This is a genomic window from Azospirillum sp. UENF 312511, from assembly GCF_058780635.1.
The window spans coordinates 1,750,079-1,770,591 of the sequence record NZ_JBSNCG010000003.1 but is presented as its reverse complement, the minus strand read 5'-3'; the positions used below and the strand labels follow the sequence as shown (position 1 = coordinate 1,770,591).

The window sequence follows — 20,513 nt, the reverse complement described above, 5'->3', positions numbered from 1 at the left end:
AAGGCGCCCCCGCGTCCGTCACCCTCAGTAGCCCAGGCTGCGCGGCAGCCAGAGCGCCAGCCCGGGGAAGACCACCACCGCGGCCAGCGCCAGGAACATCGCCAGGATCAGCCAGCCGACCCAGCGCACCGTGGCTTCCATGGTGGTGCCGGCGATCTTGCAGGTGACCATCAGGTTGACGGCCATCGGCGGGGAGAACTGGCCGATCGCCAGCTTCATGGTCAGGATCACGCCGAACCACACCAAGTCCCAGTTGAAGTGGTTGGCGATGGGCACCAGGATCGGCAGCAGGATCAGGAAGGTGGACACCCCGTCCAGGAACATCCCGATCACCACCAGCGCCGCGATCAGCAGGGCGAGAACGCCGTACTGCCCGATGCCGAGATCGACGATCCCCCGGGCGATGGGGTCGATGACGCCCAGCGTCCCGGTCGCCCAGGCGAAGACGCCGGCCAGCGCCACCACCATCAGGATGATCGCGGAGATTTCCGCCGACTCCACCAGCACGTCGTAGACCATGCGCAGGGTCAACGTCCGGTAGATGAAGAAGCCGACGAACAGGCCGTAGACCGCGGCCACCACCGCCGCCTCGGTCGGGGTGAACAGGCCGGCGCGCATGCCGCCCAGGATGACCACCGGCGCCATCAGGCCCCAGATCGCCTCCTTGAAGGCCTTCCAGATCGACGGGCGCTTCTCGCCCTCCCGCGCGACCTCGCCGAAACCGTTGCGGCGCGACATCCAGACCGCCGGAATGACCAGGGCCAGACCGGCCAGGATGCCGGGGATCATGCCCGCCGCGAACAGGGCCGGCACCGACGCCTGCGGCACCATCACGCTGTAGATGATGAAGGCGATGGAGGGCGGGATCAGGATGTCCGTCGCCGCCGCCGCGCCGATGACGCTGGCGGTGAAGGCCCGCGGATAGCCCTCGCGCAGCATGGCCGCGGTCATCACCGCCCCCACCGCGGCGGAGGTCGCCGGGCCGGAACCGGAGATGCCGCCCATGAACATCGCCACGATGATGGCGACCGCTGGCAGGGCGCCCTGCCGCTTGCCGATCACGGCCAGCGCGAACTTCACCAGACGCTCCGCCACGCCCGACCGCTCGAAGATCAGGCCGGTCAGGACGAACATGGGAATGGCAAGCAGCGGGTATTTTGCCATGCCGGTGTAGACGGTGGTCGGCAGCGACATGATGCCAAGGCCGGCGACACCGATCACCACGGCCCCGGCGAGCGCCAGCGCCGCGCCGATGGGCACGCCGGCGATCAGCAGCGCGAAGAATCCGCCGAACAGCAGCGCGGTGGTCATTGCTCGTTCCCCCGCGCGACGCGGATGCCGCGGCCCAGCGCCCGCAGCACGATGACCACCGACAGGACCGGCAGCCAGATCGAGTAGATCCACTGCGGCACGCCCAGGCCGGGCGACGTCTCCTCGAACCGGTACTCGTCCCAGACCATCCGCGCGCCGTAGACGGCCAGCCCCAGGAAGACCAGCGCCGTGATGGCGATGGCGAACAGCTCGGCCCGGCGGCGCATGACCGGGCGCAGCCGGTCCACGAAATAGGTGATGCGGATGTGATGGTTGCGCACGACCGCGACCGAGGCGCCGAGCATGGTCATCACAACCATCAGGGCGATGGCGTATTCCTCCGTGAAGGCGAGCGAGATGTTGGTCAGATAGCGCGTGATCACGTTGGCGAAGGTGATCACCCCCATCGCCGCGATGGCCAGCGCCGCCAGCGCTTCCTCGATCCGGATGGGAACGCGCGGGCGCGGCTCTTCGCGCGGCGTCAGTTCGGGGTCTTCGGTCATGAACGGGTTCTCTGGACGGGGACGGGCGGGCTGGAACGGACTTTGGAAAGGAATGGCGCCCGCCCGCTCACCGCCGGAGCGGAAGCGGACGGGCGCCGGGCAGGCTTAGTTGCGGCCGGCGATCGAGGTCTCGGCGGCCTTCACGAGGTCGGGGCCGATGGTCTTGGCCCACTTGTCGTAGACAGCGCGGGTGGCGGCCTGGAAGGCCTTCTGCTGCTCGGGCGTGAGCTGCACGACCGCCACGCCCTGGCCGGCCAACTCCTTCAGCAGGCTGTCGTCCTGGGCGGTGATGCCCTTGCGGGCGATGGCGACCTCCTCGGCGGCGGCCTGGACGGCGGCGGCGCGCACCGCCTCCTGGTCCTCCTTGGACCAGCTGTTCCAGACCTCCTTGTTGACCACGAAGATCAGCGGATCGGCGACGTAGCCCCACAGGGTCAGGTGCTTCTGGCCGAGCGTCGGCAGTTTGGCGGCGGTGAAGACGGCAACCGGGTTCTCCTGACCGTCGACGGCGCCGGTGGACAGGGCGGGCTGCGCGTCGGCCCAGCTCATCTGCGTCGGGTTGGCACCCAGCGCGGTGAAGGTGTCGAGGTAGAGCGGCGAGCCGACGACGCGGATCTTCAGGCCCTTCAAATCCTCCGGCTTACTGATGGCGTGCTTGGAGTTGGAGACCTCGCGGAAGCCATTCTCGCCCCAGGCCAGCGGCACCACGTCCTTGGTGGCGAGCAGGTCGAACAGCTGCTTGCCGACCGGTCCCTGGGTCAGCGCGTCCATCGCCTTGTGGTCGGGCATCAGGAAGGGCAGCGAGAAGAGGTTCAGCTCCTTCACCTGCGGCGACCAGTTGATGGTGGAGCCCACCGCCATGTCGATCACGCCCTGGCGCAGCGCGGTGAATTCCTTGGTCTGGTCGCCGTTCACCAGGGCGGAGCCGGGATACATCTTCACATTGATGCGCCCGTTGGTCTTTTCCTTGACCAGCTCGGCCCAGCGGTCGCCGCCGATGCCCCAGGGGAACGGCTTGCCCAGCACGGTGGACAGCTTGTACTCGGCCTTGTAGTCCGCCGCCGCCGCGCCGTTGGCGACCACGCCCGGCAGAACCATGGCGGCCAGAGCCAGACCGGCGAACAGCGCCTTCATCGACTTCATTCTTGTTTCCTCCCGCATACCGCAAACGAAAGATCGGACCGGGATCGTACAGAGGCACGCACGACTGTTCCACGCGGAATTTGACGGCCCGCCCCCAAGCCTGGGACAATGCGGGCATGCAAATGCGGATGTTCCCAACAATCGGGTTTTTGGCCTTGGGGCTTCTCGGGGGGGGGCTGGCCCTCCTTGCAGGTCCGGCCCTGGCGCAATCGTCGGCGGCGCCCGCCGTCCCGCTCGGCCCCAACCCCAGCGAATGCGAGATCCAGGCCGCCTTGTTCGGCGCCGCCGGACCCGGCTGCCCGCCCATCGTGATGAAGCGCCCGCCGCCGCCGCCCGTCGCGGCGGCATCGTCCCCGGCTCCCGCACCGACCCCCGCACCGGTGGCGGTGCCCGCCCTGCCGGGGCCGCCGCAGGACCCGCCCGTCGCGGCGCTGAAGGCCGGGCTGCGCGCCGCCTTCCGGATCGGCTTCGACTTCAACTCGGCGCGCATCCGCCCGGAATCGCGGGCGGTGCTCGACCGCATCGGCGCGGTGATGACGGCGCCGGAGACGGCCAAGGCCCGCTTCCGCATCGTCGGCCACACCGACGCGGTGGGCGGCGACGCGGCCAACCGGGCGCTGTCGCAGCGCCGGGCCGACGCCGTGGCGGATTATCTGGCGGAGCGGCACGGCGTGCGCCGCGACCGGCTGGACACCGCCGGGATGGGCGCGCGGGAACCGCTGCTGCCCAAAAAGCCGAAGGCCGCGGAGAACCGGCGGGTGGAGATCGTGAATTTGGGCGGGTGAGGACTGTTCTCCTCCCCCTGCGAAGCGGGGGGAGGTCGGGAGGGGGGCTCGACGCTTGAACCTTTCCCCCTACCCGTCCAGATCGTCCCAGCCCCGCCGCTCCCAGGCGCCGTCGATGAAGGCGGCGGCGCGGGACGAGCGCGGCAGGCCGCAGCAGGTCAGCACCGAGGGCGGAACCCGCCCGCCGCCGCGGCTCCACCACAGGCTGGCGCGGGGCGGCAGCGGGCCGACGCGCTCCTCGACCACTGTGGCGACGGTGGGGTCGGCGCCGTTCGGTTCCGGGCGGCCCAGGATCGCCATGCGGGCGGGCAGCGCGTCCACGTCGGCCCCGGCGCGGCAGGCGTCGGCGGCGATGGATTCCGCGCGGGTGAACCAGTGCAGGCAGGCCACCGGCACCACCGCGAGGTCGGTGCCGTAGGGCAGCGTGCCGACGATGGTGAAGGGGTATTGCCGGCCCACCCGGTCGGCGCTGGGCATCATGATGCCGGCCAGCGGCGGCTCCCCGCACAGGCCGGGCGACAGGGCGAAGCGCCAGACCGGGGCCGACTGGAACAGCCGCTCCCAGGGCGAGCCGAGCTGGCGCACCGCCGCGTCCAGGACCTCCGTCAGCCAAGCGTCCCAGGGAAGCAGCACGCCGCGCGGCAGGCCGTAGCCCACGAAATCGCCGCGCGCCGGCACCTTCCCATGGAAGCCCACCGCGAAACCGGGGCTCATCAGCCGGCCCCGCCGTTGTTGGGGATGCGCGGCATCGGCGCGGTCGGCTGGCCCAGCACGTCGAGGACGCGCGACACCAGAGCCTCGTCCGGGGGCACCGGGGCGAAGCCGGCCTCCACCAGCGCGGCCAGATGGTCGCCGAGCGCCCGGCGCTCCGCCTCATGAGCGGCGCCGGGGAGCGTGCGCTGCCAGTCGGCGGCCAGCCATTCGGCCAGAACCGCCGGGTCCAGCGGCTCCCGCCCGCCGATCATGGCGTAGGCGCGCAGGCTCTGCCGCAGCAGGTCGGGCCGCGCCCAGCCGGTGCGCAGCTGCTCCTCCAACCGCAGCACGATGCGCGACAGGAACACGCTGCGCAGCGCCCGCCGATAGACCTCCTCGGCGGGCAGGCCGACGCGCTCCCCCTGCGACAGCCCGAAGCCGAGCAGGGACGCCCGCCGTTCCGATCGCTCGGTCCAGCCGGCGGGCAGCGCGCGCAGCGCGTCGAGCGCCGGCAGGACGGCGAGGAAATCGGCATCCTCCACCCGCGTCAGCGAGCGCGGCGGTGTGTCGAGGACGCGCAGCCGCTCCTCCGCCACCGCCACGGCGGTCTCCGCCCGCGCCAGCAGCGCCTCGTTGGCGCGGTGGCTGCTCAGCCCGGCCAGCCCGAGCAGCACCCCCGCCGCCGCCGTCCCGCCCAGCGCCCAGACGTGGCGCCGCCGCCGCGCCCGCTCCAGCGCGCGGTCAACCCCGACCATGTTGGCCTCGGGGAAGACGACCTCGGGCAGCAGCCGCTCCAGGAAGAAGGTCTGGGCCGGCGATTCCGCGGAGGCGCCGGGCTGCGTGGCGCTGGTCAGGTAGATGCCGCGCAGCAGCGGCACCGCCTCCTCGGCCTCCGCGGTGAAGGCGGTGTCGACGAGGTCGGCCAGCGCCGCCTCGAAGCCCGCCATGCGCAGCGGGAAGGCGAAGGCGTCGCCGCGCCGCTGGATGTCCGGCTCCTGGTGCAGCCGTTCGGGAAGACGCTCCTCCAGCCGGCGCAGCAGCGCCGCGTATTGTGCGTGGAAGCTGGCCAGCGGGCCAGGCGGCAGGTCCTCCACCGGGAAGGTGATGCCCCAGATCTGGGCGCGCTCCGCCCGGTCCAGCGGGTCGAAATAGGTGGTGAAGCCGTCGACGAGGTCGGCCTTGGTGCACAGCAGATAGACCGGCACGCGGATGCCGAGATGGGCGCGCAGTTCGCCCAGCCGCTGGCGGATGGTGATGGCGTGGTTGTGCCGCTCCGCGTCGCTCCAGCCGGCGAGGTCGGTCAGGCTGATGGTCAGCAGCACGCCGTTCACCGGCTGGCGCGGGCGGTGCTCCTTCAGCAGGTCGAGCAGGCCGGACCAGACGCGCCCGTCGATGGCCCGGCGGCTGTCCTGGGTGGTGTAGCGGCCCGCCGTGTCGATCAGCACCGCCTCGTCGGTGAACCACCAGTCGCAATTGCGCGTGCCGCCCAGATTCTGCACCGGCATGCCGTCCAGCCCGCCGCCCAGCGCCGCGCCCAGGCGGGCGTTGGCCAGCGCCGTCGTCTTGCCCGAGCCGGGGGCGCCGATCACCAGATACCAGGGAAGTTGGTAGAGATACTGACCGCCCCAGCGCGCGCCGAAGCGCTGCGTCTTCAGCCGGTCGATCACCGCGTCCAGCCGCTCGCGCACCGTGCCCAGCTCGTCCAGCGACGCCTTCAGCTCGGGATCGCGGGACGCCGCCAGCGCCTCGACGAAGCGGGCGTTGGCCGCACTCTGCCGGCCGTCCTCGTGCCGGTTCAGCGCGTACCACAGGCCGAGCAGGACCAGCGCCGGCAGCAGGCGGGCCAGGCCGCCGAAGCCGAGCAGCGGCATCACCGCCCAGCCGAGCAGCCCGACCGACAGGGCGACCGCGAGCGTGGTCCACCAGCGCAGGCGCGGCGCCATCGCCGGATCGGCGCGGCGGACCCTGCCCTGGGACTTTTTGGAGCGGGTGTGCGGAGACGGTTCGCTCATGGACCGCGGCCTATTCGGGGTAGAGGCGGACATCGACGCGCCGGTTGGCGCCCCGGTTGGCCGGCGTGGTGTTGGGGGCCAGCGGTTCGCGCTCGCCCCGCCCTTCGGCGGTCAGGCGCTCGGCGCCCAGCGTGCGCTCCAGGATCTTCAGAACGGCCACCGCCCGCGCCTCGGTCAGCGCCTCCGGCGTCGGCAGCCCGCCGCCGCGCGGGGTCTGGTCGTCGGTGTGGGCGACCACCACCACGCGCCCCGCCTCGGGACCCAGCGCCTGCCCGACGCGGTCGACCACGGCGCGGTAGCGGGCGCGGATCGCGTCGCTGCCGGTGGCGAACATGCCCGCCCCCTCGATGCGGATGACCAGCGCCCCGTCGTCGCCGGCCAGCACCGCCACGGCGCCGGAACGGATCTCCGGCTGGAGCAGGGCGGTGACCCGGACGGCCAGCGCCGGACCCGCGCTGGGCGGCGGCGGCGGAACGGCGCGGACCAGCTCCAATGGCCGGTCGGGGAGCAGCGCGCCCAGCCGGGCCACCACCGCGTCCGCCCGGCCGCCCAGCGAGGCCGACAGGGTCAGGAACAGCCCGCCGAGCAGCGTCGCCACCGCCACCGCGGCCAGCCAGGGCGGCAGGACGTGCCCCAGCGGGCGGAAGCGTTCGGCGACGCCCCGCCATTGCGGCGACAGCGCGCGCTCCCGCTCGCCGCGCAGGCGGCGCAGCACGCGGAACAGCTCGTCCCGCAAGTGGGCGAGGTCGTGGGCGCCGCGCGGCTTGTCGCGGAACTTGCCCTCGAAGCCCAGCGACAGGCAGGCGTAGAACAGCTCCAGCTCCAGCCGGTGCAGGCGCGGGTCGCTCAGCATGGTGTCGAGCAGGTCGAAGAAGCGGTCCGGCCCGCCGGCGCCGGGATCGACCACCACCGCCAGCCCCTCGCGCGCCCAGCGGCAGCGCGCCCCCCAGGGGGTTGCCCGCACCACGTCGTCCAGCATGGTGCACAGGGCGAAGCGGGCGACGCGCACCTCCTCCGGCGGGACGCCGATGGCGGCGGCCTCCTCCTCGAAGCGGCGGACCTCGGCGAGGATGACGTCGCGCAGCCCCTCCGGATTCTCGTGCCCCGAGCGTTCGCGCAGCGACCCGGCGAGGTCCAGCAGTGGCCCGGCAGCGGCCAGCAGCGGGTTCAGCGCCCCACGCAGCCGCGCCGGCTGGTCCGGCGGCGCCTCCGCCGGCGTGCGGTCCTCCGGGGCCACGGCGGGCCCCGCCGCGAGGAAGGCCGGGAGCGCGCGCGGCCCACCGCCGGACTCCGCGGAAAACTCCCCGCCGTCCCGCAGGCCCGCCCCGCCGCCGAAGCGTCCGTCCGATTCCATGCCCCCGCCGCCGCTCTGCTGTATGATGATCCGTGTGATGGGAAATCCCCCGCCGGAGGAGGTATAGCAGGCCCAGCCGGATGGGGAAATCGGAGGGTTTGATGCAAATCGCGGAAGAGGTGCGCGGCGACGTGACGATCCTGCGCCCGGTGGGACCGATCGACAGCGCCGCCGCCCCCCGGTTCGAGGCGCGGCTGTTCGCGGCGCTGGCCCCCGCCACCCCGGACCCCGCATCGGACGCGCCCGGAAAGACGCCGGCCGGGCTGGTGCTCGACCTGTCGGCAGTGACGCAACTGACCCCGGCGGGACTGCGCTCGCTGCTGTTGGCGGTGCGGCAGGCGCGGCCGGGCGCGGGAAGCGCAGGGGTGCGGTCCGGCGTGCGGATCGTGCTGGCGGCGGTGCCCGGCCCGATCCGCGGCGTGCTGGAGGAGGCCGGGCTGGCGGCGCTTCTGGAGAGTCACGGCGACCTTGAGGCCGCCGTGCGCGCCGCCTCACGACAATGAACTAATCCATATTGCGAAGACTGGAGTCGTAGAGCTGCTGCGCTAGGATAGTCTTCAGCAGCGCCTCGACGGTAACGCTCATGTAGCGCGCCTGCTGTTCCAGACGCCGATAGACGTCGAGCGGCAGATCAAGCGTAACGTTGACCCTGCTGGCGTGGGGAAACTCGGCCATATCCCCTCTCCATCTCTGTGAACCGCGTCGCGCGACGCCGGGCCACAGACGATAAGACTCCCCTTGGGCGCGGTCCATGGCGCAGTCCGCGAAGCGCGCTGTGCGGTTGCGCCGGGCCTCTCCCCCAATTTGGAGCGCGTCAGGCCGCGGCCCGCAGCACCCCGTGGACCTCCGCCAGAATCTCGTAGGAGCGCACCCGCGCCGCGTGGTCGTGGATGGCCGAGGCCACCATGATCTCGTCGGCCCCGGTCTCGGCGAGGAAGGCCTCCAGCTCGCGCCGCACCGTCTCCGCCGAGCCGACGAAGGAGCAGGACAGCATGTTCATCGCCTGCGCCTTCTCAAGCGGCGACCAGAAGCTCTCGATGTCGTCGATGGGCGGCGGCAATTGGCCGCGGGTGCCGCGGATCAGACGGGCGAAGCTCTGCTGGGCGGAGGTGAAGAGCCGGCGCGCCTCCGCGTCGGTCTCGGCGGCGACGACGTTCACCCCGACCATGGCGTAGGGCCGGTCGAGCTGCGCCGAGGGGGTGAAGTTCTCCCGGTAGACCTGCAACGCCCGCATCAGGGCGTCCGGCGCGAAGTGCGAGGCGAAGGCGTAGGGCAGGCCGAAGGCGGCGGCAAGCTGCGCGCCGAACAGGCTGGAGCCAAGGATCCACAGCGGCACGTTCGATCCGGCGCCGGGCACCGCCTGCACGCGCTGGCCCGGTTGGACGGGGCCGAGCAGGGCCTGAAGCTCCAGCACGTCCTGGGGGAACTGCTCCGCCACCGACGGGTCGCGGCGCAGGGCGCGCAGCGTCATCTGGTCGGTGCCGGGCGCCCGGCCCAGCCCGAGGTCTATGCGGCCGGGGAACAGCGCCTCCAGCGTGCCGAACTGCTCGGCGATGACCAGCGGCGAGTGGTTGGGCAGCATGATGCCGCCGGCGCCGACGCGGATGGTCGCGGTGCCCGCCGCCACATGGCCGATGACGACCGAGGTCGCGGCGCTGGCGATGCCGGTCATGTTGTGGTGCTCGGCCAGCCAGTAGCGGCGGTAGCCCAGCCGCTCGGCGTGGCGGGCGAGGTCCAGCGTGTGGCGCAAGGCGTCGCCCGGCGTGCTGCCTTCCGGCACCGGGGCGAGGTCGAGGACGGAGATGGGGAAGCGGGAGGTGTCGTCGGTCGGCATGACGGGGGTATCCAATGAAACGGGAGGTTTGGGGGAGGTGCTGTTGCCCCCTCCCCGGCCCTCCCCCGCTTCGCAGGGGAGGGAGAACCAAGTCCCCTCCACCTCGTAGAGGGGGAGGGTTAGGGAGGGGGCACGAGGGAGGGGCCAAGCGTCTGCTAGAACGCCGCCCCCTCCTCCACCCAATCCTGAACGCTCTTCGCCAGCGGCTGCCCCTCGGGCAGGAAGGCCAGCGAGACGGAGTTGATGCAGAAGCGCATGCCGGTCGGCGGCGGGCCGTCCGGGAAGACGTGGCCCTGATGGCTGCCACAGCGGGCGCACAGCGTCTCCACCCGCACCATGCCGTAGCTGTTGTCCTGCACCAGCTTCAGATGCGCGTTCTCGTAGGGCGCGGTGAAGCTGGGCCAGCCGGTGCCGGATTCGAACTTCGTCCCGGACCGGAACAGCGGCAGGCCGCACAGCCGGCAGGCGTAGGTGCCCGGCTTCTTGTTGTCGAGCAGGCCGCCGCAGAAGGGCGCCTCCGTCCCGTGGCTCAGCAGGACGTGCCGCTCCTCGTCCGACAGGCGTTCCACCAGCACCGCGCGCTGCTCCGGCGTCGGCGGCGTCAGGTCGAAGGGTCCAGCGGTCGGGGAACGGTCGGCGGGGGCGGACATCGGGCGGCTCCAGTGACGGGGTGACGGTCCTAGGGGATATGGGCCAGTCGGTCGCGGATGACACCCGGCGTCAGGCTGCTATCTTCCCTGCACGGAACGAATGGAGGGAGAGACCAGCCATGACCGGAACGACCACCGGCACGAGCAGCGCCTGGACGCACCTGACGGCGTCCGACGGGCACCGGCTGACCGCCTACGAAGCCCGGCCCGTCGGGCCGGAGAAGGGGCGGCTTCTGATCGTCCAGGAGATTTTCGGGATCAACAGCCACATCCGCCGCGTCTGCGACGGCTACGCGGCCGACGGTTACCGCACGTTGGCCCCCGCCTTGTTCGACCGGGCGGAGCGCGGGGTAGAGCTGCCCTACGACGAGGCCGGCGTCCAGCGCGGACGCGACCTGATGAATGCGGTCAGCGTCGAGGACGCGCTGACCGACGTGGCGGCGGGGCTCGCCCATCTCGGCGGGGCGGAGGGGGCGGCCATCGCCGGCTATTGCTGGGGCGGCACCATCGCCTGGGCCGCCGCGTCGCGCCTGCCGGTCCGCGCCGCCGTCGCCTATTACGGCGGCGGAATCGGCAACCGGCTGGACGAGGCGCCGCGCACGCCCGTGCTGCTGCATTTCGGGGAGACGGACCACGCCATTCCCCTGACGGTGGCCGAGGCGGTGCGCCATCGCCATCCCGCCGCCATCACGCACCTCTATCCGGCCGGACACGGCTTCAATTGCGACGAGCGCGCCAGCTACGACGCGGCCAGCGCCGCCTTGGCCAAGCGGCGCACGCTGGGCCTGCTCCAGGCGGTGTTCTGAAAAAGGAAAAAGGCCCTTCCCCCGGCTCCGGAGGAAGGGCCTTCCTTCAGGTCGCGCCGTTACGTGGCGACGTCCGGCTTGGTGCGGCCGGTGTGGCGCTCGATGCCGGCCAGCTCCGCGGCCAGATCGGCCAGTGGCTTCAGCGCCACCGGGGCGTCCAGCCCATGCTCGCCGCCGACCGGTTCGTACCGCTCGAAATAGACGCGCAGCGTGGCGCCCGACGTGCCGGTGCCGGACAGGCGGTAGACGATGCGCGACCCGTCCTCGAACCCGACGCGCAGGCCCTGCCGCTCCGACCGGCTGCCGTCCACCGGGTCGGTGTAGGCGAACTCGTCCGCCGCCGCGACGGTGCGCCCGCCGAGGACCGTGCCGGCCAGCGAGGACAGCGTCCCGCGCAATTCGGCGATCAGGGCGTCGGCGGCCTCCTGCGGGATGGCCTCGTAATCGTGGCGGCCGTAATAGGTGCGCCCGTAGGTGCCCCAATGCTCGGCCATCAGCTCGGCTACCGACAGGCCGCGGGCGGCCAGCACGTTGAGCCACATCAGGACGGCCCACAGCCCGTCCTTCTCGCGCACATGGTCGGAGCCGGTGCCGAAGCTCTCCTCGCCGCACAGGTTGATGCGCCCGGCGTCGAGCAGCGTGCCGAAGAACTTCCAGCCCGTCGGCGTCTCGTAGCAGGAAATCCCCAGCTTCGCCGCCACGCGGTCCACCGCCCGGCTGGTCGGCATGGAGCGGGCGACGCCCGCCAGACCGCCCTTGAAGGCCGGGACGTGGGTGGCGTTGGCGGCCAGCACGGCGAGGCTGTCGCTGGGCGACACGAAGACGTTGCGGCCCAGGATCATGTTGCGGTCGCCGTCACCGTCCGAGGCGGCGCCGAAGTCCGGCGCGTCCGGGCCGAACAGCCGCTCCACCAGCTCCTCGGCGTGGGCGAGGTTCGGGTCGGGGTGGTGCCCGCCGAAATCCTCCAGCGGCGTGCCGTTGATGACGGTGCCGGCGGGGGCGCCCAGCCGGCGTTCCAGGATCTCCGTGGCGTAGGGGCCGGTGACCGCGTGCATGGCATCGAACACCATGCGGAAGCCCGACGCGAACAGCTTGCGGATCGCCGCCATGTCGAACAGCGATTCCATCAGCTCCGCGTAGTCGGCCACCGGGTCGATGACCTCCACCGCCATACCGCCGAGCGCCGTCCCGCCGAGCCGGTCGAGGTCGAGGTCCGGCGACTCCAGCGTCCTGTATTCGGTGATGGCCTTGGAGCGGGCGAAGAAGGCGTCGGTCATCGACTCCGGCGCCGGGCCGCCGTTGGCGGCGTTGAACTTGATGCCGAAATCGCCGTCCGGGCCGCCGGGGTTGTGGCTGGCCGACAGGATCACGCCACCGATGGCGCCGCGCTTGCGGATGACGCAGGAGGCCGCCGGGGTGGACAGGATGCCGCCGCGCCCGACCACCGCGCGCGCGACGCCGTTGGCCGCGGCCATGCGCAGGATGGTCTGAACGGCGGTGCGGTTGTGATACCGCCCGTCGCCACCGATCACCAGCGTGGCGCCGGACAGGCCGTCCACGCAGTCGAAGATGGATTGGACGAAGTTTTCCAGATAGCGCGGCTGCTCAAAGACCTTCACGGCCTTGCGCAGCCCGGAGGTGCCGGGCTTCTGGCCGTCGAAGGGCGTGGTCGGACAGGTGACGGGAACCACTGGACGTCCTCTCTTGGGTCGTGTCGGGCCGGGGCGGCGCGCCGTCGCACCGCCGTCCCGGCCCCGCCACGATGCGCGGCTTTGCGCCGCCGTTCAACTGGGCCGAACGACACCTTACCTTCGGTAGGCCGACGCTTTACGCCTCTTCGACCGAAACGGCTTCCGGACCCTTGTCGCCCTGGCGGATGGAGATGCGGACGCGCTGGCCGTCGTTCAGCCCCTGCAGGCCGGAACGCTCCACCGCCTTGACGTGAACGAACACGTCCTGGCCGCCGCCGTCCTGGGCGATGAAACCGAAGCCCTTGGTGGCGTTGAACCACTTCACGGTGCCCTCGGTCTGGGTGGTCGGGCCGCCCGCCGCCGGACGGCGCGGGCCGCCGAAGCCGCCGCGGTCGCCGCCCCGGTCATTAAAGCCGCGATCACCACCCCGATCGTTGAAGCCACGGCTGTCGCCCCGGCCAGCGAACCCGCGGTCGCCGCCACGATCACCGCCGCGGTCCCCACCCCGGTCGTTGAAACCACGGTTGCCGAACCCGCGGTCGCCACCGCGGTCGTTGCGGTCGCCGAAGCCCCCGCGGTCACCGAAAGACGGGCGCGGACCCTGGGCACGGGCCGGACGCGCCGGGACGGCGGTGGAGGTGTCGACCGAATGCAGGGCGGAGACCTGATTGCCCTTGCGCCCCTCGACGATGTCCACCACGACGGTGGCGCCGTCCGGCAGGGATTCGTGGCCGGCGGTGGCGACGATGGCGGCGGGGATCAGGGCGTCGGGCGACCCGTCCTCGAACTTGACGAAGCCGAAGCCGCGGTTGGGATCGTACCACTTGACGGTGGCCTGAACCTGGGTGCCGAGGACGACGGGCTGGCGGTAAACGTGCTGGCGCGGGGGTTGACGGTGCATGAGACCCACTGAACTCCAAAAGGCGACTCGGCACCGGCCTCCGGTGCCCGACAGAACACATCGCCTTTCCCCGCGCGAATCACAAGACCGCAGGAGCGCCGTTTCGCGCTCCCGCGGCCCTGGTGCCATTTTTCTCCCCGGCGGAGGGATTCAGGCCAGCCGTTCGGGGTTGGGCGGCGGTTCCTCCGGGGGAACGGGGATGGCGTCCGGCGGCTCCTTGATCGGCGGCCGCGACGGGTCGCCGGGCATGTCCGGCATGCCGGGCGGCGGCACCGGCATGTCGGGAGTCGGCGGGGAGGGAGGAAGGGGACCCGCAATGCTCAGGTCGGCGGCCATCAGTTCAGCCATCATCCGCGTTGTCGCCATCAGCCGCCCCCGCCCATCGTGCCACCCGTAGCACCCGGCGCGGCGCGGGTCAGGCCGCGCGCCTTGTCCAGCGACTCCATGCAAAGCTGCTCGTTGCCGTCCTTCGCGGCGGAGCGCGCGGCGGTCACCAGCGATTCGATCTGGGCGTTGCGCGCCGCCTGCCCCATCGACCCGCTCTCCATTGAGGAGCCGCTGTTCGGCGCGGCGTCGGGTCGCACCGCCGGGGCGGTCGGCATGGGAGCCCCGGTGCGCGGCGGCTCGATCACCGCCTGATCGCCCGAGGCCGGCGGCGCCACCACCCCGCCCGAGCGGGCGAGCTGGTCCGGCGTCGTGCCGGAACTGCCGCCCAAACCTCCATCGGGCAACGCCCCGTCCCCTGCGGTGGAGCCGGAACTGCCCGGCGGCGTCGCGACCGGCGGCGGGCTGGCCGACAGGTTGTTCTCGGCGGCGAAGCGGTCGACCAGCGCGGCGCAGCTTCCCTGCGCCAAAGCGGGAGCGGCACCGCACAGCACGAGGCCGGCGGCGAGCAAAAGGCCCTGTGGGATCGGATGTCGTGCCATCGGTTGCCTCCCCATCAGCAATACCACCCTCAACCGGCGTAGTGGGGCGACGGTTCCACCTGCTTTTTCCCGCCATGGACGCCACCCGGTGGTGCCGTTTCGCCCGCTCCTCCTGTTGAAGGCGCAATGGACAACGGCGGGGGAGAGGGGGTGCGATGGACGGCAACCGCGAAAGCCGGGGGCGCGAAGGCCGTGCCGATGTCTCGGCCGAGGCCGAGGCCTTCTACACGGAGAGTCTGAAAGTTCTGAAGGAGTCCGGCATACCCTTCCTGCTGGGCGGCACCTACGCGCTCAGCGCCTACACCGGGATCACCCGGCCGACCAAGGACATCGACATCTTCTGCCGGGGCGGCGACTTTCCGCGCATCCTCGCGCATTTCCAGGACCGCGGCTTCGGCACCGAGATCGAGGACGAACGCTGGATCGGCAAGGTCCTGCACGGCGACCTGTTCTTCGACGTCATCTTCAACTCCGCCGCCGCCATCAACCCGGTCAACGACCGCTGGTTCGAGGAGGATCACCGCGCGCTGGTCTGCGGCGCCGACGTGCAGCTCATCCCGCCGACGGAAATGGTCTTCTCCAAGGCCTTCGTGCAGATGCGGCACAAGTACGACGGTCCCGACGTCGCCCACATGATCCTGAAGCAGCACGCCCACATCGACTGGAAACGGCTGCTCGGCCACATGGAGCAGTATTGGGAGGTGCTGCTGATGCACGTCCTGAACTTCCGCTTCATCTACCCGACGGAGCGCGACCACATCCCCGGCTGGCTGTTGCAGGAGCTTCTGGACCGGCTGAACGAGCGCGCGAAGCTGCCGGTGCCGCAGACCCGCATCTGCCGGGGGCGGCTGTTCTCGCGCGAGGATTATCGGATCGACGTCACGGACTGGGGGTTCGCCGACGTCGTCGGCGAGGAAACGAAGCATGGCTGATCACATTCGGGCTGAAGGAACGATCAAGGTCGCCGCCATCGGCGACATCCATGTGGGGGAGACCTCCACCCACCCCTACCGCGAGCTGTTCCAGGAGATCGCCGACCGGGCGGACGTCCTGGCGCTGGCCGGCGACCTGACCAACCACGGCAAGCCGCGCGAGGCCGAGGTGCTGGCCGAGGACCTGCGCGCCATCGGCATCCCGGTGGTCGCCGTGCTGGGCAACCACGACCACGAATGCGGCCATGTCGAGGAGCTTCAGCGCATCCTGGAGCAGGCGGGCGTCCGCTTCCTCGACGGCAACCCGGTGGAGATCCGCGGCGTCGGCTTCGCCGGGGTGAAGGGCTTCGGCGGCGGCTTCGAGAACCGCATGCTCGACGCCTTCGGCGAACCGGCGATCAAGCAGTTCGTGCAGGAGTCCCTGAACGAGGCGATGCGGCTGGAAAGCGCGCTGCGCCAGTTGGAGACCGAGCGGACGATGGTCGTCCTGCACTACGCCCCGATCGCCGAGACGGTGCGCGGCGAACCGACCGAGATCTACCCCTTCCTCGGCTCCTCCCGTCTGGCGGAGACCATCGACCGCTTCCACGTCCAGGCGGTCGTCCACGGCCACGCCCACCACGGCAGCTACGCCGGCAAGACCCTGCGCGGCACGCCGGTCTACAACGTCGCCCAAACCATCGAGAAGGAGTCGGGGAGGCCCTACGCCCTGATCGAGCTGTGATCGAACCGGCGGGGTCTCAGCCCGGCCGCCGCGCGCCGGCCCACAGCGTGCCCAGCCCGGCCGCGGCGATCAGCGCCCCGCCCAGCAGCACCGCGGGCGACGGGCTTTCGCCCCACCACAGGAAGCCGATGGCCGCCGAGGCGGCGATCCCCAGATAGTCGATGGGCGCCAGCACCGCCGCCGGCGCCCGGCGGAAGGCGGCGGCGTTCAGCAGGATGGCCGCCCCCGCGGCGAGGCCCAGCAGCAGGAAGGCCGGCAGGTCGGCCGCATCGGGCAGCCGGAAGCCGGTCAGCAGGGCCGCCGGGGCGGTCAGCAGGCACCCGGCCAGCACGAAGACCAGCCCGGTCGCCGCCGGGCCGTCGGCCTGGGCCGTCCGCCGGGTCGCCAGGATGCAGACCGCGTTCAGGAAGGCCATGGCGAGCATGGCGAGGCTCCACGGCTCCAGCCGCGTCGGCGGGGCGATCAGGAAGACCCCGGCCATCCCCAGCGCGACGCAGACGGCGGAGGCCGTCCCCGCCCGCTCCCCGAGGGCCCGGCCGGACAGCAGCACCACGAACAGCGGGGCCGCGTAGGACAGGGCGACCAGATCGGCGAAGGGCAGATGCTGGGTCGCCGCGTAGAAGATCAGCGCCGCCCCGACGCCGCTCAGCGCCCGAACCGCGTGACCGCTGGGCCGGGTGACGGACAGGGCGCGCCGCCCGGCCATCGCGACGGCCGCCGGGACGACCACCAGCAGCGACAGCAGGAAGCGCAGGAACAGCACCTCCGCCGCGCCGTAGCGGGCGCCCAGCTCGCGGGCCAGCGCCCCGGCGGTCAGCACCAGGGCGAGCGACGCCGCCATGAGGACCGCCGCCCCCACGATGCCGGGTTGCCACCCCACGCCCGTCCGGATGGTCCGGGCGGGCAGGATGGCCCGCTCAGCGGGCGGACCGCTCAAGCGTCGCGCACTCCCTCAGGAACTCCTCGCGCAGCTCGCGCGACTCCAGCATCTCGCCGTGGAAGGAGCTGTTGACCATGCGGCTGTCATGGCCGGCGCGCACGCCTCGGTGGGTCTTGCACATGTGCACGGCGCTGATCCGCACGGCCAGCCCGCGGGGCCGCGTGGCCTCCACGATGAAGTTGGCAATCTGCTTGACCAGCTCTTCCTGGATCTGGAAGCGGGCGGCGAAATGGTCGACGATCCGGTCGTACTTGGACAGGCCCAGGATGTTGCCGCCCTTGGCCGGCAGGATGCCGATGAAGGCCGTGCCGTAGATCGGCATCAGATGGTGCGCGCAGGTGGAGCGCACGGCGATCGGGCCGGTGACGATCAGATGGTCGAACTCCTCGGCGTTCCGGAACTCGGTCAGTTCGGGCGGCGCCGTGAAGCGGCCCTTCAGAAGCTCGCGCACCAGCATCTTGGCGACGCGGCGCGGCGTGTCGCGGGTGTTGTGGTCGTTGCGGTGGTCGATCCGCAGCACGTCGAGCAGTTCTTCGACCTTCCGCGCCGCGGCGTCGATCATGGCAGCCTCGCCCGCGGCGTCCAGCGGCGTGTCGAGCGCCTCGTTCGACCGGCGCGCCTCCATCGCCTCTTGCACGAGGGCGAGAACATTTGCCTGCACCGTCATAAAACCCGATCCCTTCTTTCTTCTTTCCACACCCGGCGAGACTGACGCCGGCCTTCCTAAAGCTGGGCCTCAAAGCTGGCCGGCCGGCTCCGGACGCGTCATCGGCCCGCCGACCCGTTCCGCCGGGAAATGGAGGGACGCCCGAAGGCCGGCCCCCGCCTCGCCTTCCAGCAGCAGCTGGCCGCCATGCGCCTCCATCAGGCTCTTCACGATGCTGAGCCCCAGCCCCGACCCCTGGAAACGGCGGGTCGCCCCGTCCTCCGCCTGATAGAACGGCTGCGCGGCCTTTTCAATCTGCTCCGGCGTCATGCCGATGCCCTGGTCCTGCACGGCGATGACGAAACCGCCCTGCGGGTCCAGCCACGCCTGAACCTCGATCGCCGACGGGGCGGAGCTGAACTTCACCGCGTTGGACAGCAGGTTCAGCAGCATCTGCCGCACCGCCCGCTCGTCGACCTGAAGCACCGGCCAGACCGCCCCCGCCGCCGTCCGGATCGTCCGGCCGCGCCCGGCCTGGGTGCCCAGCACCGTGGCGATGGCGGTGCCGACCACCTTGCGCGGGTCCACGGATTCGAAGGTCAGGTTGGCATGGCCCGATTCCATCTGGGCCACCGTCAGGATGTCGATGACCAGACTGAGCATGTGCCGGGCGCTGCCCAGGATGTAGCCCGCATATTGGGCGTGTTCCCGGCGGGTGCCTTCCTTCGCGCTTCCCGTTGCGCCCCCGCCGGAAGCCCGGCCGTCGCCCTGGACGCCTTCGTCGTCGCGGATCAGCTCCGAGAAACCGATGATCGCGTTCAGCGGGGTGCGCAGCTCGTGGCTCATGGTCGCCAGGAAGCGGGTCTTGGCCTGGCTGGCTTCCTCCGCCTGGGCGATGGCCGTCTGCAGGGCGCCGGCCATCGCCTCCATCCGGTCGTGCGCGCGCCGGATGGTCCGGTTCTGGATCAGCAGCACCGTGATGAACAGGACGCCGCAGACCGCCAGACCGGCGGCCAGCATGGAGAACAGCCCATGCAGATAGAGCAGGTGGTCGTGTCCCTCGTCCACCAGCTCCCCGCCGAACTGGGAGGCGACGGAGGCGAAGGCGTTCAGCTCGCGGTCGACCGGTTCCAGCACCGCCAGGGCGGCAAGCGCCTTCTCCGCCGGCGGCAGCGGCCCGGCCAGGATCGTGCCGACGCTGTCCAGCGCCTGCTCCAGCCGCGCCACCGTGCGGCGATGCTGCGGGTAGCGGTCCATGAAGAGGGAGGCCTGCCCCCGCCCCAGCACGGCGATGCGGTTGCGCACGATGTCCAGGCGGAGTTGCACCTCCTGCGCATCGATGTTGGTTCCGGGAAGCGCGCTGGCCAGGATGCGCTGCTCCAGCCGCGTCACCTCGCCCACCGTCTGGCCGGCGGCCCAGGCGAAGTTGTAGGGGGCGGCCCCGCGCAGCGCCTCGCCGTAATTCACCACCAGCAGGGACAGATAGGCGGCGGCCAGACCGAATGCGCCGGTCAGGATGGCCAGCCAGAGACCCAGGCGGCGCGCGCGGTCCTCCGACGCCCAGCCCAACAGGCGGGACAGCCGCGTGCTCCCGTTCGGCGCGGTCTCGGTCGGCAAACTCACGGAGGGTGCCTTCACTTCACGGTCAACCGGGCGACCTGCCAGACCGAGCGTGCGAAATACTTCTGCCGGTTGGCTTCCGGATCATGGTCGAAATCATAGACGATGAACAGCGGCCCCTTGTCGCTGACCGGCATGTAGGCCCCGTCGCGCTTCAGCGCCAGGATCACCTTGCGGTTGCGCACGTCGTCCATGGGGATTTCGCCGGTGTAGTCGTTCAGCGCCGTCGCGGTCAGCGTTTCGCCGCGCGCCTCGACACGCTCCATCAGGCGGGCCAGCGGCACGCCCTCGAAGGTCACCGGCTCCTTGTACCAGGGCGTGGCGGTGGTGAAGGACACCATGCCCAGCCCCTCCAGCATGGGACGGTCGAAAACCGCCATGCCGTCCTGGTTCGTCGTTCCGATCAGGCCTGACACGACCAGGACCGGCTTTTCCGTCGGCGTCGGAAGCGTTCCGGCGCTCGCTGCGCCGGCAAGTACAAACAACGCCAGGGCGACAAAACGGTAAAGGATTCCATTCACCATATCGGCTAACCGTCGGCAATTCGGCCATGCAACCTTTATCATGATTGCTTTCTATGAACGTTCCAACGAAAATTCTGTAAAAAACAGCCATCGAATTTTCACATACGGAAAGATGTATCGAAATTCGCTCATATTTGCCTCGTGAAATGATCAGCCTGCAACAATTCGGCATCATCGTTTCTGTTCGGCTTTTCACATCTTTCCTATGCACATCCCGATCGACGGAACGCCCATGGACGCCCTGATTCCGATGCCCGCCGCCATCGCGCCGACAGCCGGCTACATCCTGGGAATCGGAACCAATCTGGACCCGGACCGGAACGCGGCGCGAATCGCCGCCCATCTGGCCGATGTGTTCGGCGGTGTGCTGCTCAGCCGCTTCTACCGCACCGCACCGGTCGGCATGGCAAGCGCCCACGCCTTCGTCAATTACTGCGCCTATGTGCCGAGCGCGCTGGACCCCTCCTGCTGCAAGGGACTGTGCGTGGGGATCGAGCTGGCGCTGGGCCGCGACCGCG

22 protein-coding genes and 1 pseudogene are annotated in these 20,513 nt (G+C 71.0%); 6 read left to right on the top strand and 17 right to left on the bottom strand.

Annotated features, from left to right (window positions below; genetic code table 11):
* Nucleotides 1-24: 24 nt before the first annotated feature.
* From ACWPN7_RS19700 to ACWPN7_RS19690, 3 genes are all read right to left on the bottom strand, one after another.
* The gene (locus ACWPN7_RS19700; protein ID WP_200776280.1) at nucleotides 25-1,311 is read right to left on the bottom strand and encodes a TRAP transporter large permease; all 1,287 of its coding nucleotides are present in this window, start codon (nucleotides 1,309-1,311) and stop codon (nucleotides 25-27) included.
* Entirely contained in the window at nucleotides 1,308-1,814 is a 507-nt protein-coding gene (locus ACWPN7_RS19695) for a TRAP transporter small permease (protein ID WP_038525812.1), read from the bottom strand. Before ACWPN7_RS19695 ends, ACWPN7_RS19700 begins: the two co-directional genes overlap by 4 nt.
* A gap of 105 nt (nucleotides 1,815-1,919) precedes the next feature.
* Nucleotides 1,920-2,957 (bottom strand): DctP family TRAP transporter solute-binding subunit, encoded by a 1,038-nt coding sequence (locus ACWPN7_RS19690; RefSeq protein WP_162473406.1) that lies wholly within the window; start codon nucleotides 2,955-2,957, stop codon nucleotides 1,920-1,922.
* A 155-nt stretch (nucleotides 2,958-3,112) separates the two neighbouring features.
* Between ACWPN7_RS19690 and ACWPN7_RS19685 the strand changes: the two genes are divergently transcribed.
* A complete protein-coding gene (locus ACWPN7_RS19685; RefSeq protein WP_459196061.1) occupies nucleotides 3,113-3,742 on the top strand; it encodes an OmpA family protein in 630 nt (209 codons plus the stop codon).
* 69 nt (nucleotides 3,743-3,811) lie between these two features.
* Here the strand turns inward: ACWPN7_RS19685 and tagF are convergent, their stop codons facing one another.
* The 3 genes from tagF to icmH are packed head-to-tail and all read right to left on the bottom strand — an operon-like array spanning nucleotide 3,812 to nucleotide 7,801.
* Nucleotides 3,812-4,456, bottom strand: a complete 645-nt coding sequence (tagF, locus tag ACWPN7_RS19680) for a type VI secretion system-associated protein TagF (protein ID WP_014239131.1) — start codon at nucleotides 4,454-4,456, stop codon at nucleotides 3,812-3,814.
* A complete protein-coding gene (gene tssM, locus ACWPN7_RS19675) occupies nucleotides 4,456-6,447 on the bottom strand; it encodes a type VI secretion system membrane subunit TssM (RefSeq protein ID WP_459196062.1) in 1,992 nt (663 codons plus the stop codon). Before tssM ends, tagF begins: the two co-directional genes overlap by 1 nt.
* A gap of 10 nt (nucleotides 6,448-6,457) precedes the next feature.
* Entirely contained in the window at nucleotides 6,458-7,801 is a 1,344-nt protein-coding gene (icmH, locus tag ACWPN7_RS19670; protein ID WP_103040579.1) for a type IVB secretion system protein IcmH/DotU, read from the bottom strand.
* Nucleotides 7,802-7,902: 101 nt separating this feature from the next.
* Between icmH and ACWPN7_RS19665 the strand changes: the two genes are divergently transcribed.
* Entirely contained in the window at nucleotides 7,903-8,304 is a 402-nt protein-coding gene (locus ACWPN7_RS19665) for an STAS domain-containing protein (protein ID WP_014239128.1), read from the top strand.
* A 1-nt stretch (nucleotide 8,305) separates the two neighbouring features.
* Here ACWPN7_RS19665 and ACWPN7_RS19660 read toward each other — a convergent pair whose 3' ends face one another.
* From ACWPN7_RS19660 to msrB, 3 genes are all read right to left on the bottom strand, one after another.
* On the bottom strand, nucleotides 8,306-8,476 hold the full coding sequence (locus ACWPN7_RS19660) for a hypothetical protein (RefSeq protein ID WP_014239127.1): 171 nt from the start codon (nucleotides 8,474-8,476) through the stop codon (nucleotides 8,306-8,308).
* A gap of 139 nt (nucleotides 8,477-8,615) precedes the next feature.
* Nucleotides 8,616-9,635, bottom strand: coding sequence for an LLM class flavin-dependent oxidoreductase (locus ACWPN7_RS19655; protein WP_459196063.1), 1,020 nt, complete (start codon nucleotides 9,633-9,635; stop codon nucleotides 8,616-8,618).
* Between the two features lie 155 nt (nucleotides 9,636-9,790).
* Nucleotides 9,791-10,285 carry a peptide-methionine (R)-S-oxide reductase MsrB gene (msrB, locus tag ACWPN7_RS19650; RefSeq protein WP_103040577.1) on the bottom strand — a complete coding sequence of 165 codons (495 nt, stop codon included), beginning with the start codon at nucleotides 10,283-10,285 and terminating at the stop codon, nucleotides 9,791-9,793.
* Nucleotides 10,286-10,404: 119 nt separating this feature from the next.
* Here msrB and ACWPN7_RS19645 point away from each other — a divergent pair, with 119 nt between their 5' ends.
* Complete coding sequence (locus ACWPN7_RS19645; protein ID WP_459196064.1) at nucleotides 10,405-11,091, top strand: dienelactone hydrolase family protein; 687 nt, start codon at nucleotides 10,405-10,407, stop codon at nucleotides 11,089-11,091.
* Nucleotides 11,092-11,150: 59 nt separating this feature from the next.
* Here the strand turns inward: ACWPN7_RS19645 and ACWPN7_RS19640 are convergent, their stop codons facing one another.
* From ACWPN7_RS19640 to ACWPN7_RS19625, 4 genes are all read right to left on the bottom strand, one after another.
* Entirely contained in the window at nucleotides 11,151-12,782 is a 1,632-nt protein-coding gene (locus ACWPN7_RS19640; RefSeq protein ID WP_459196065.1) for an alpha-D-glucose phosphate-specific phosphoglucomutase, read from the bottom strand.
* A 136-nt stretch (nucleotides 12,783-12,918) separates the two neighbouring features.
* Nucleotides 12,919-13,683, bottom strand: coding sequence for a cold-shock protein (locus ACWPN7_RS19635; protein ID WP_103040575.1), 765 nt, complete (start codon nucleotides 13,681-13,683; stop codon nucleotides 12,919-12,921).
* A 150-nt stretch (nucleotides 13,684-13,833) separates the two neighbouring features.
* The gene (locus ACWPN7_RS19630) at nucleotides 13,834-14,049 is read right to left on the bottom strand and encodes a hypothetical protein (RefSeq protein ID WP_149648232.1); all 216 of its coding nucleotides are present in this window, start codon (nucleotides 14,047-14,049) and stop codon (nucleotides 13,834-13,836) included.
* A complete protein-coding gene (locus ACWPN7_RS19625; RefSeq protein ID WP_146041842.1) occupies nucleotides 14,049-14,609 on the bottom strand; it encodes a hypothetical protein in 561 nt (186 codons plus the stop codon). The genes ACWPN7_RS19630 and ACWPN7_RS19625 overlap by 1 nt, the downstream gene beginning before the upstream one ends.
* Before the next feature lie 155 nt (nucleotides 14,610-14,764).
* Between ACWPN7_RS19625 and ACWPN7_RS19620 the strand changes: the two genes are divergently transcribed.
* Together ACWPN7_RS19620 and ACWPN7_RS19615 are read left to right on the top strand one after the other, a co-directional pair.
* Entirely contained in the window at nucleotides 14,765-15,541 is a 777-nt protein-coding gene (locus tag ACWPN7_RS19620) for a nucleotidyltransferase family protein (protein WP_137115185.1), read from the top strand.
* Entirely contained in the window at nucleotides 15,534-16,265 is a 732-nt protein-coding gene (locus ACWPN7_RS19615) for a metallophosphoesterase family protein (protein ID WP_207198044.1), read from the top strand. Before ACWPN7_RS19620 ends, ACWPN7_RS19615 begins: the two co-directional genes overlap by 8 nt.
* Nucleotides 16,266-16,281: 16 nt before the next feature.
* Here ACWPN7_RS19615 and ACWPN7_RS19610 read toward each other — a convergent pair whose 3' ends face one another.
* The 4 genes from ACWPN7_RS19610 to ACWPN7_RS19595 all read right to left on the bottom strand — a co-directional run bounded on the left by ACWPN7_RS19610 (nucleotide 16,282) and on the right by ACWPN7_RS19595 (nucleotide 19,887).
* Nucleotides 16,282-17,202 carry a DMT family transporter gene (locus ACWPN7_RS19610; RefSeq protein WP_451990558.1) on the bottom strand — a complete coding sequence of 307 codons (921 nt, stop codon included), beginning with the start codon at nucleotides 17,200-17,202 and terminating at the stop codon, nucleotides 16,282-16,284.
* Nucleotides 17,183-17,872 carry a GTP cyclohydrolase I gene (folE, locus tag ACWPN7_RS19605; protein WP_038525793.1) on the bottom strand — a complete coding sequence of 230 codons (690 nt, stop codon included), beginning with the start codon at nucleotides 17,870-17,872 and terminating at the stop codon, nucleotides 17,183-17,185. The genes ACWPN7_RS19610 and folE overlap by 20 nt, the downstream gene beginning before the upstream one ends.
* Nucleotides 17,873-17,941: 69 nt before the next feature.
* A complete protein-coding gene (locus ACWPN7_RS19600) occupies nucleotides 17,942-19,474 on the bottom strand; it encodes a sensor histidine kinase (RefSeq protein WP_146041841.1) in 1,533 nt (510 codons plus the stop codon).
* Nucleotides 19,475-19,485: 11 nt separating this feature from the next.
* Nucleotides 19,486-19,887 (bottom strand): putative pterin-binding protein, encoded by a 402-nt coding sequence (locus tag ACWPN7_RS19595; RefSeq protein WP_247881600.1) that lies wholly within the window; start codon nucleotides 19,885-19,887, stop codon nucleotides 19,486-19,488.
* Between the two features lie 313 nt (nucleotides 19,888-20,200).
* Between ACWPN7_RS19595 and ACWPN7_RS19590 the strand changes: the two are divergent.
* Nucleotides 20,201-20,503 (top strand): annotated as a pseudogene (locus ACWPN7_RS19590) (hypothetical protein); the annotation flags it as partial.
* Nucleotides 20,504-20,513: the final 10 nt, after the last annotated feature.

Bases quoted from the DNA above. Each gene is read 5' to 3' on its own strand.
- tagF (WP_014239131.1), bottom strand. From the start codon at position 4,456: ATGAGCCCCGGTTTCGCGGTGGGCTTCCATGGGAAGGTGCCGGCGCGC.
- ACWPN7_RS19615 (WP_207198044.1), top strand. From the start codon at position 15,534: ATGGCTGATCACATTCGGGCTGAAGGAACGATCAAGGTCGCCGCCATC.
- ACWPN7_RS19690 (WP_162473406.1), bottom strand. From the start codon at position 2,957: ATGAAGTCGATGAAGGCGCTGTTCGCCGGTCTGGCTCTGGCCGCCATG.
- tssM (WP_459196062.1), bottom strand. From the start codon at position 6,447: ATGAGCGAACCGTCTCCGCACACCCGCTCCAAAAAGTCCCAGGGCAGG.
- icmH (WP_103040579.1), bottom strand. From the start codon at position 7,801: ATGGAATCGGACGGACGCTTCGGCGGCGGGGCGGGCCTGCGGGACGGC.
- ACWPN7_RS19700 (WP_200776280.1), bottom strand. From the start codon at position 1,311: ATGACCACCGCGCTGCTGTTCGGCGGATTCTTCGCGCTGCTGATCGCC.
- ACWPN7_RS19635 (WP_103040575.1), bottom strand. From the start codon at position 13,683: ATGCACCGTCAACCCCCGCGCCAGCACGTTTACCGCCAGCCCGTCGTC.
- ACWPN7_RS19695 (WP_038525812.1), bottom strand. From the start codon at position 1,814: ATGACCGAAGACCCCGAACTGACGCCGCGCGAAGAGCCGCGCCCGCGC.
- ACWPN7_RS19655 (WP_459196063.1), bottom strand. From the start codon at position 9,635: ATGCCGACCGACGACACCTCCCGCTTCCCCATCTCCGTCCTCGACCTC.
- ACWPN7_RS19620 (WP_137115185.1), top strand. From the start codon at position 14,765: ATGGACGGCAACCGCGAAAGCCGGGGGCGCGAAGGCCGTGCCGATGTC.
- ACWPN7_RS19625 (WP_146041842.1), bottom strand. From the start codon at position 14,609: ATGGCACGACATCCGATCCCACAGGGCCTTTTGCTCGCCGCCGGCCTC.
- ACWPN7_RS19630 (WP_149648232.1), bottom strand. From the start codon at position 14,049: ATGGCGACAACGCGGATGATGGCTGAACTGATGGCCGCCGACCTGAGC.
- folE (WP_038525793.1), bottom strand. From the start codon at position 17,872: ATGACGGTGCAGGCAAATGTTCTCGCCCTCGTGCAAGAGGCGATGGAG.
- msrB (WP_103040577.1), bottom strand. From the start codon at position 10,285: ATGTCCGCCCCCGCCGACCGTTCCCCGACCGCTGGACCCTTCGACCTG.
- ACWPN7_RS19665 (WP_014239128.1), top strand. From the start codon at position 7,903: ATGCAAATCGCGGAAGAGGTGCGCGGCGACGTGACGATCCTGCGCCCG.
- ACWPN7_RS19660 (WP_014239127.1), bottom strand. From the start codon at position 8,476: ATGGCCGAGTTTCCCCACGCCAGCAGGGTCAACGTTACGCTTGATCTG.
- ACWPN7_RS19645 (WP_459196064.1), top strand. From the start codon at position 10,405: ATGACCGGAACGACCACCGGCACGAGCAGCGCCTGGACGCACCTGACG.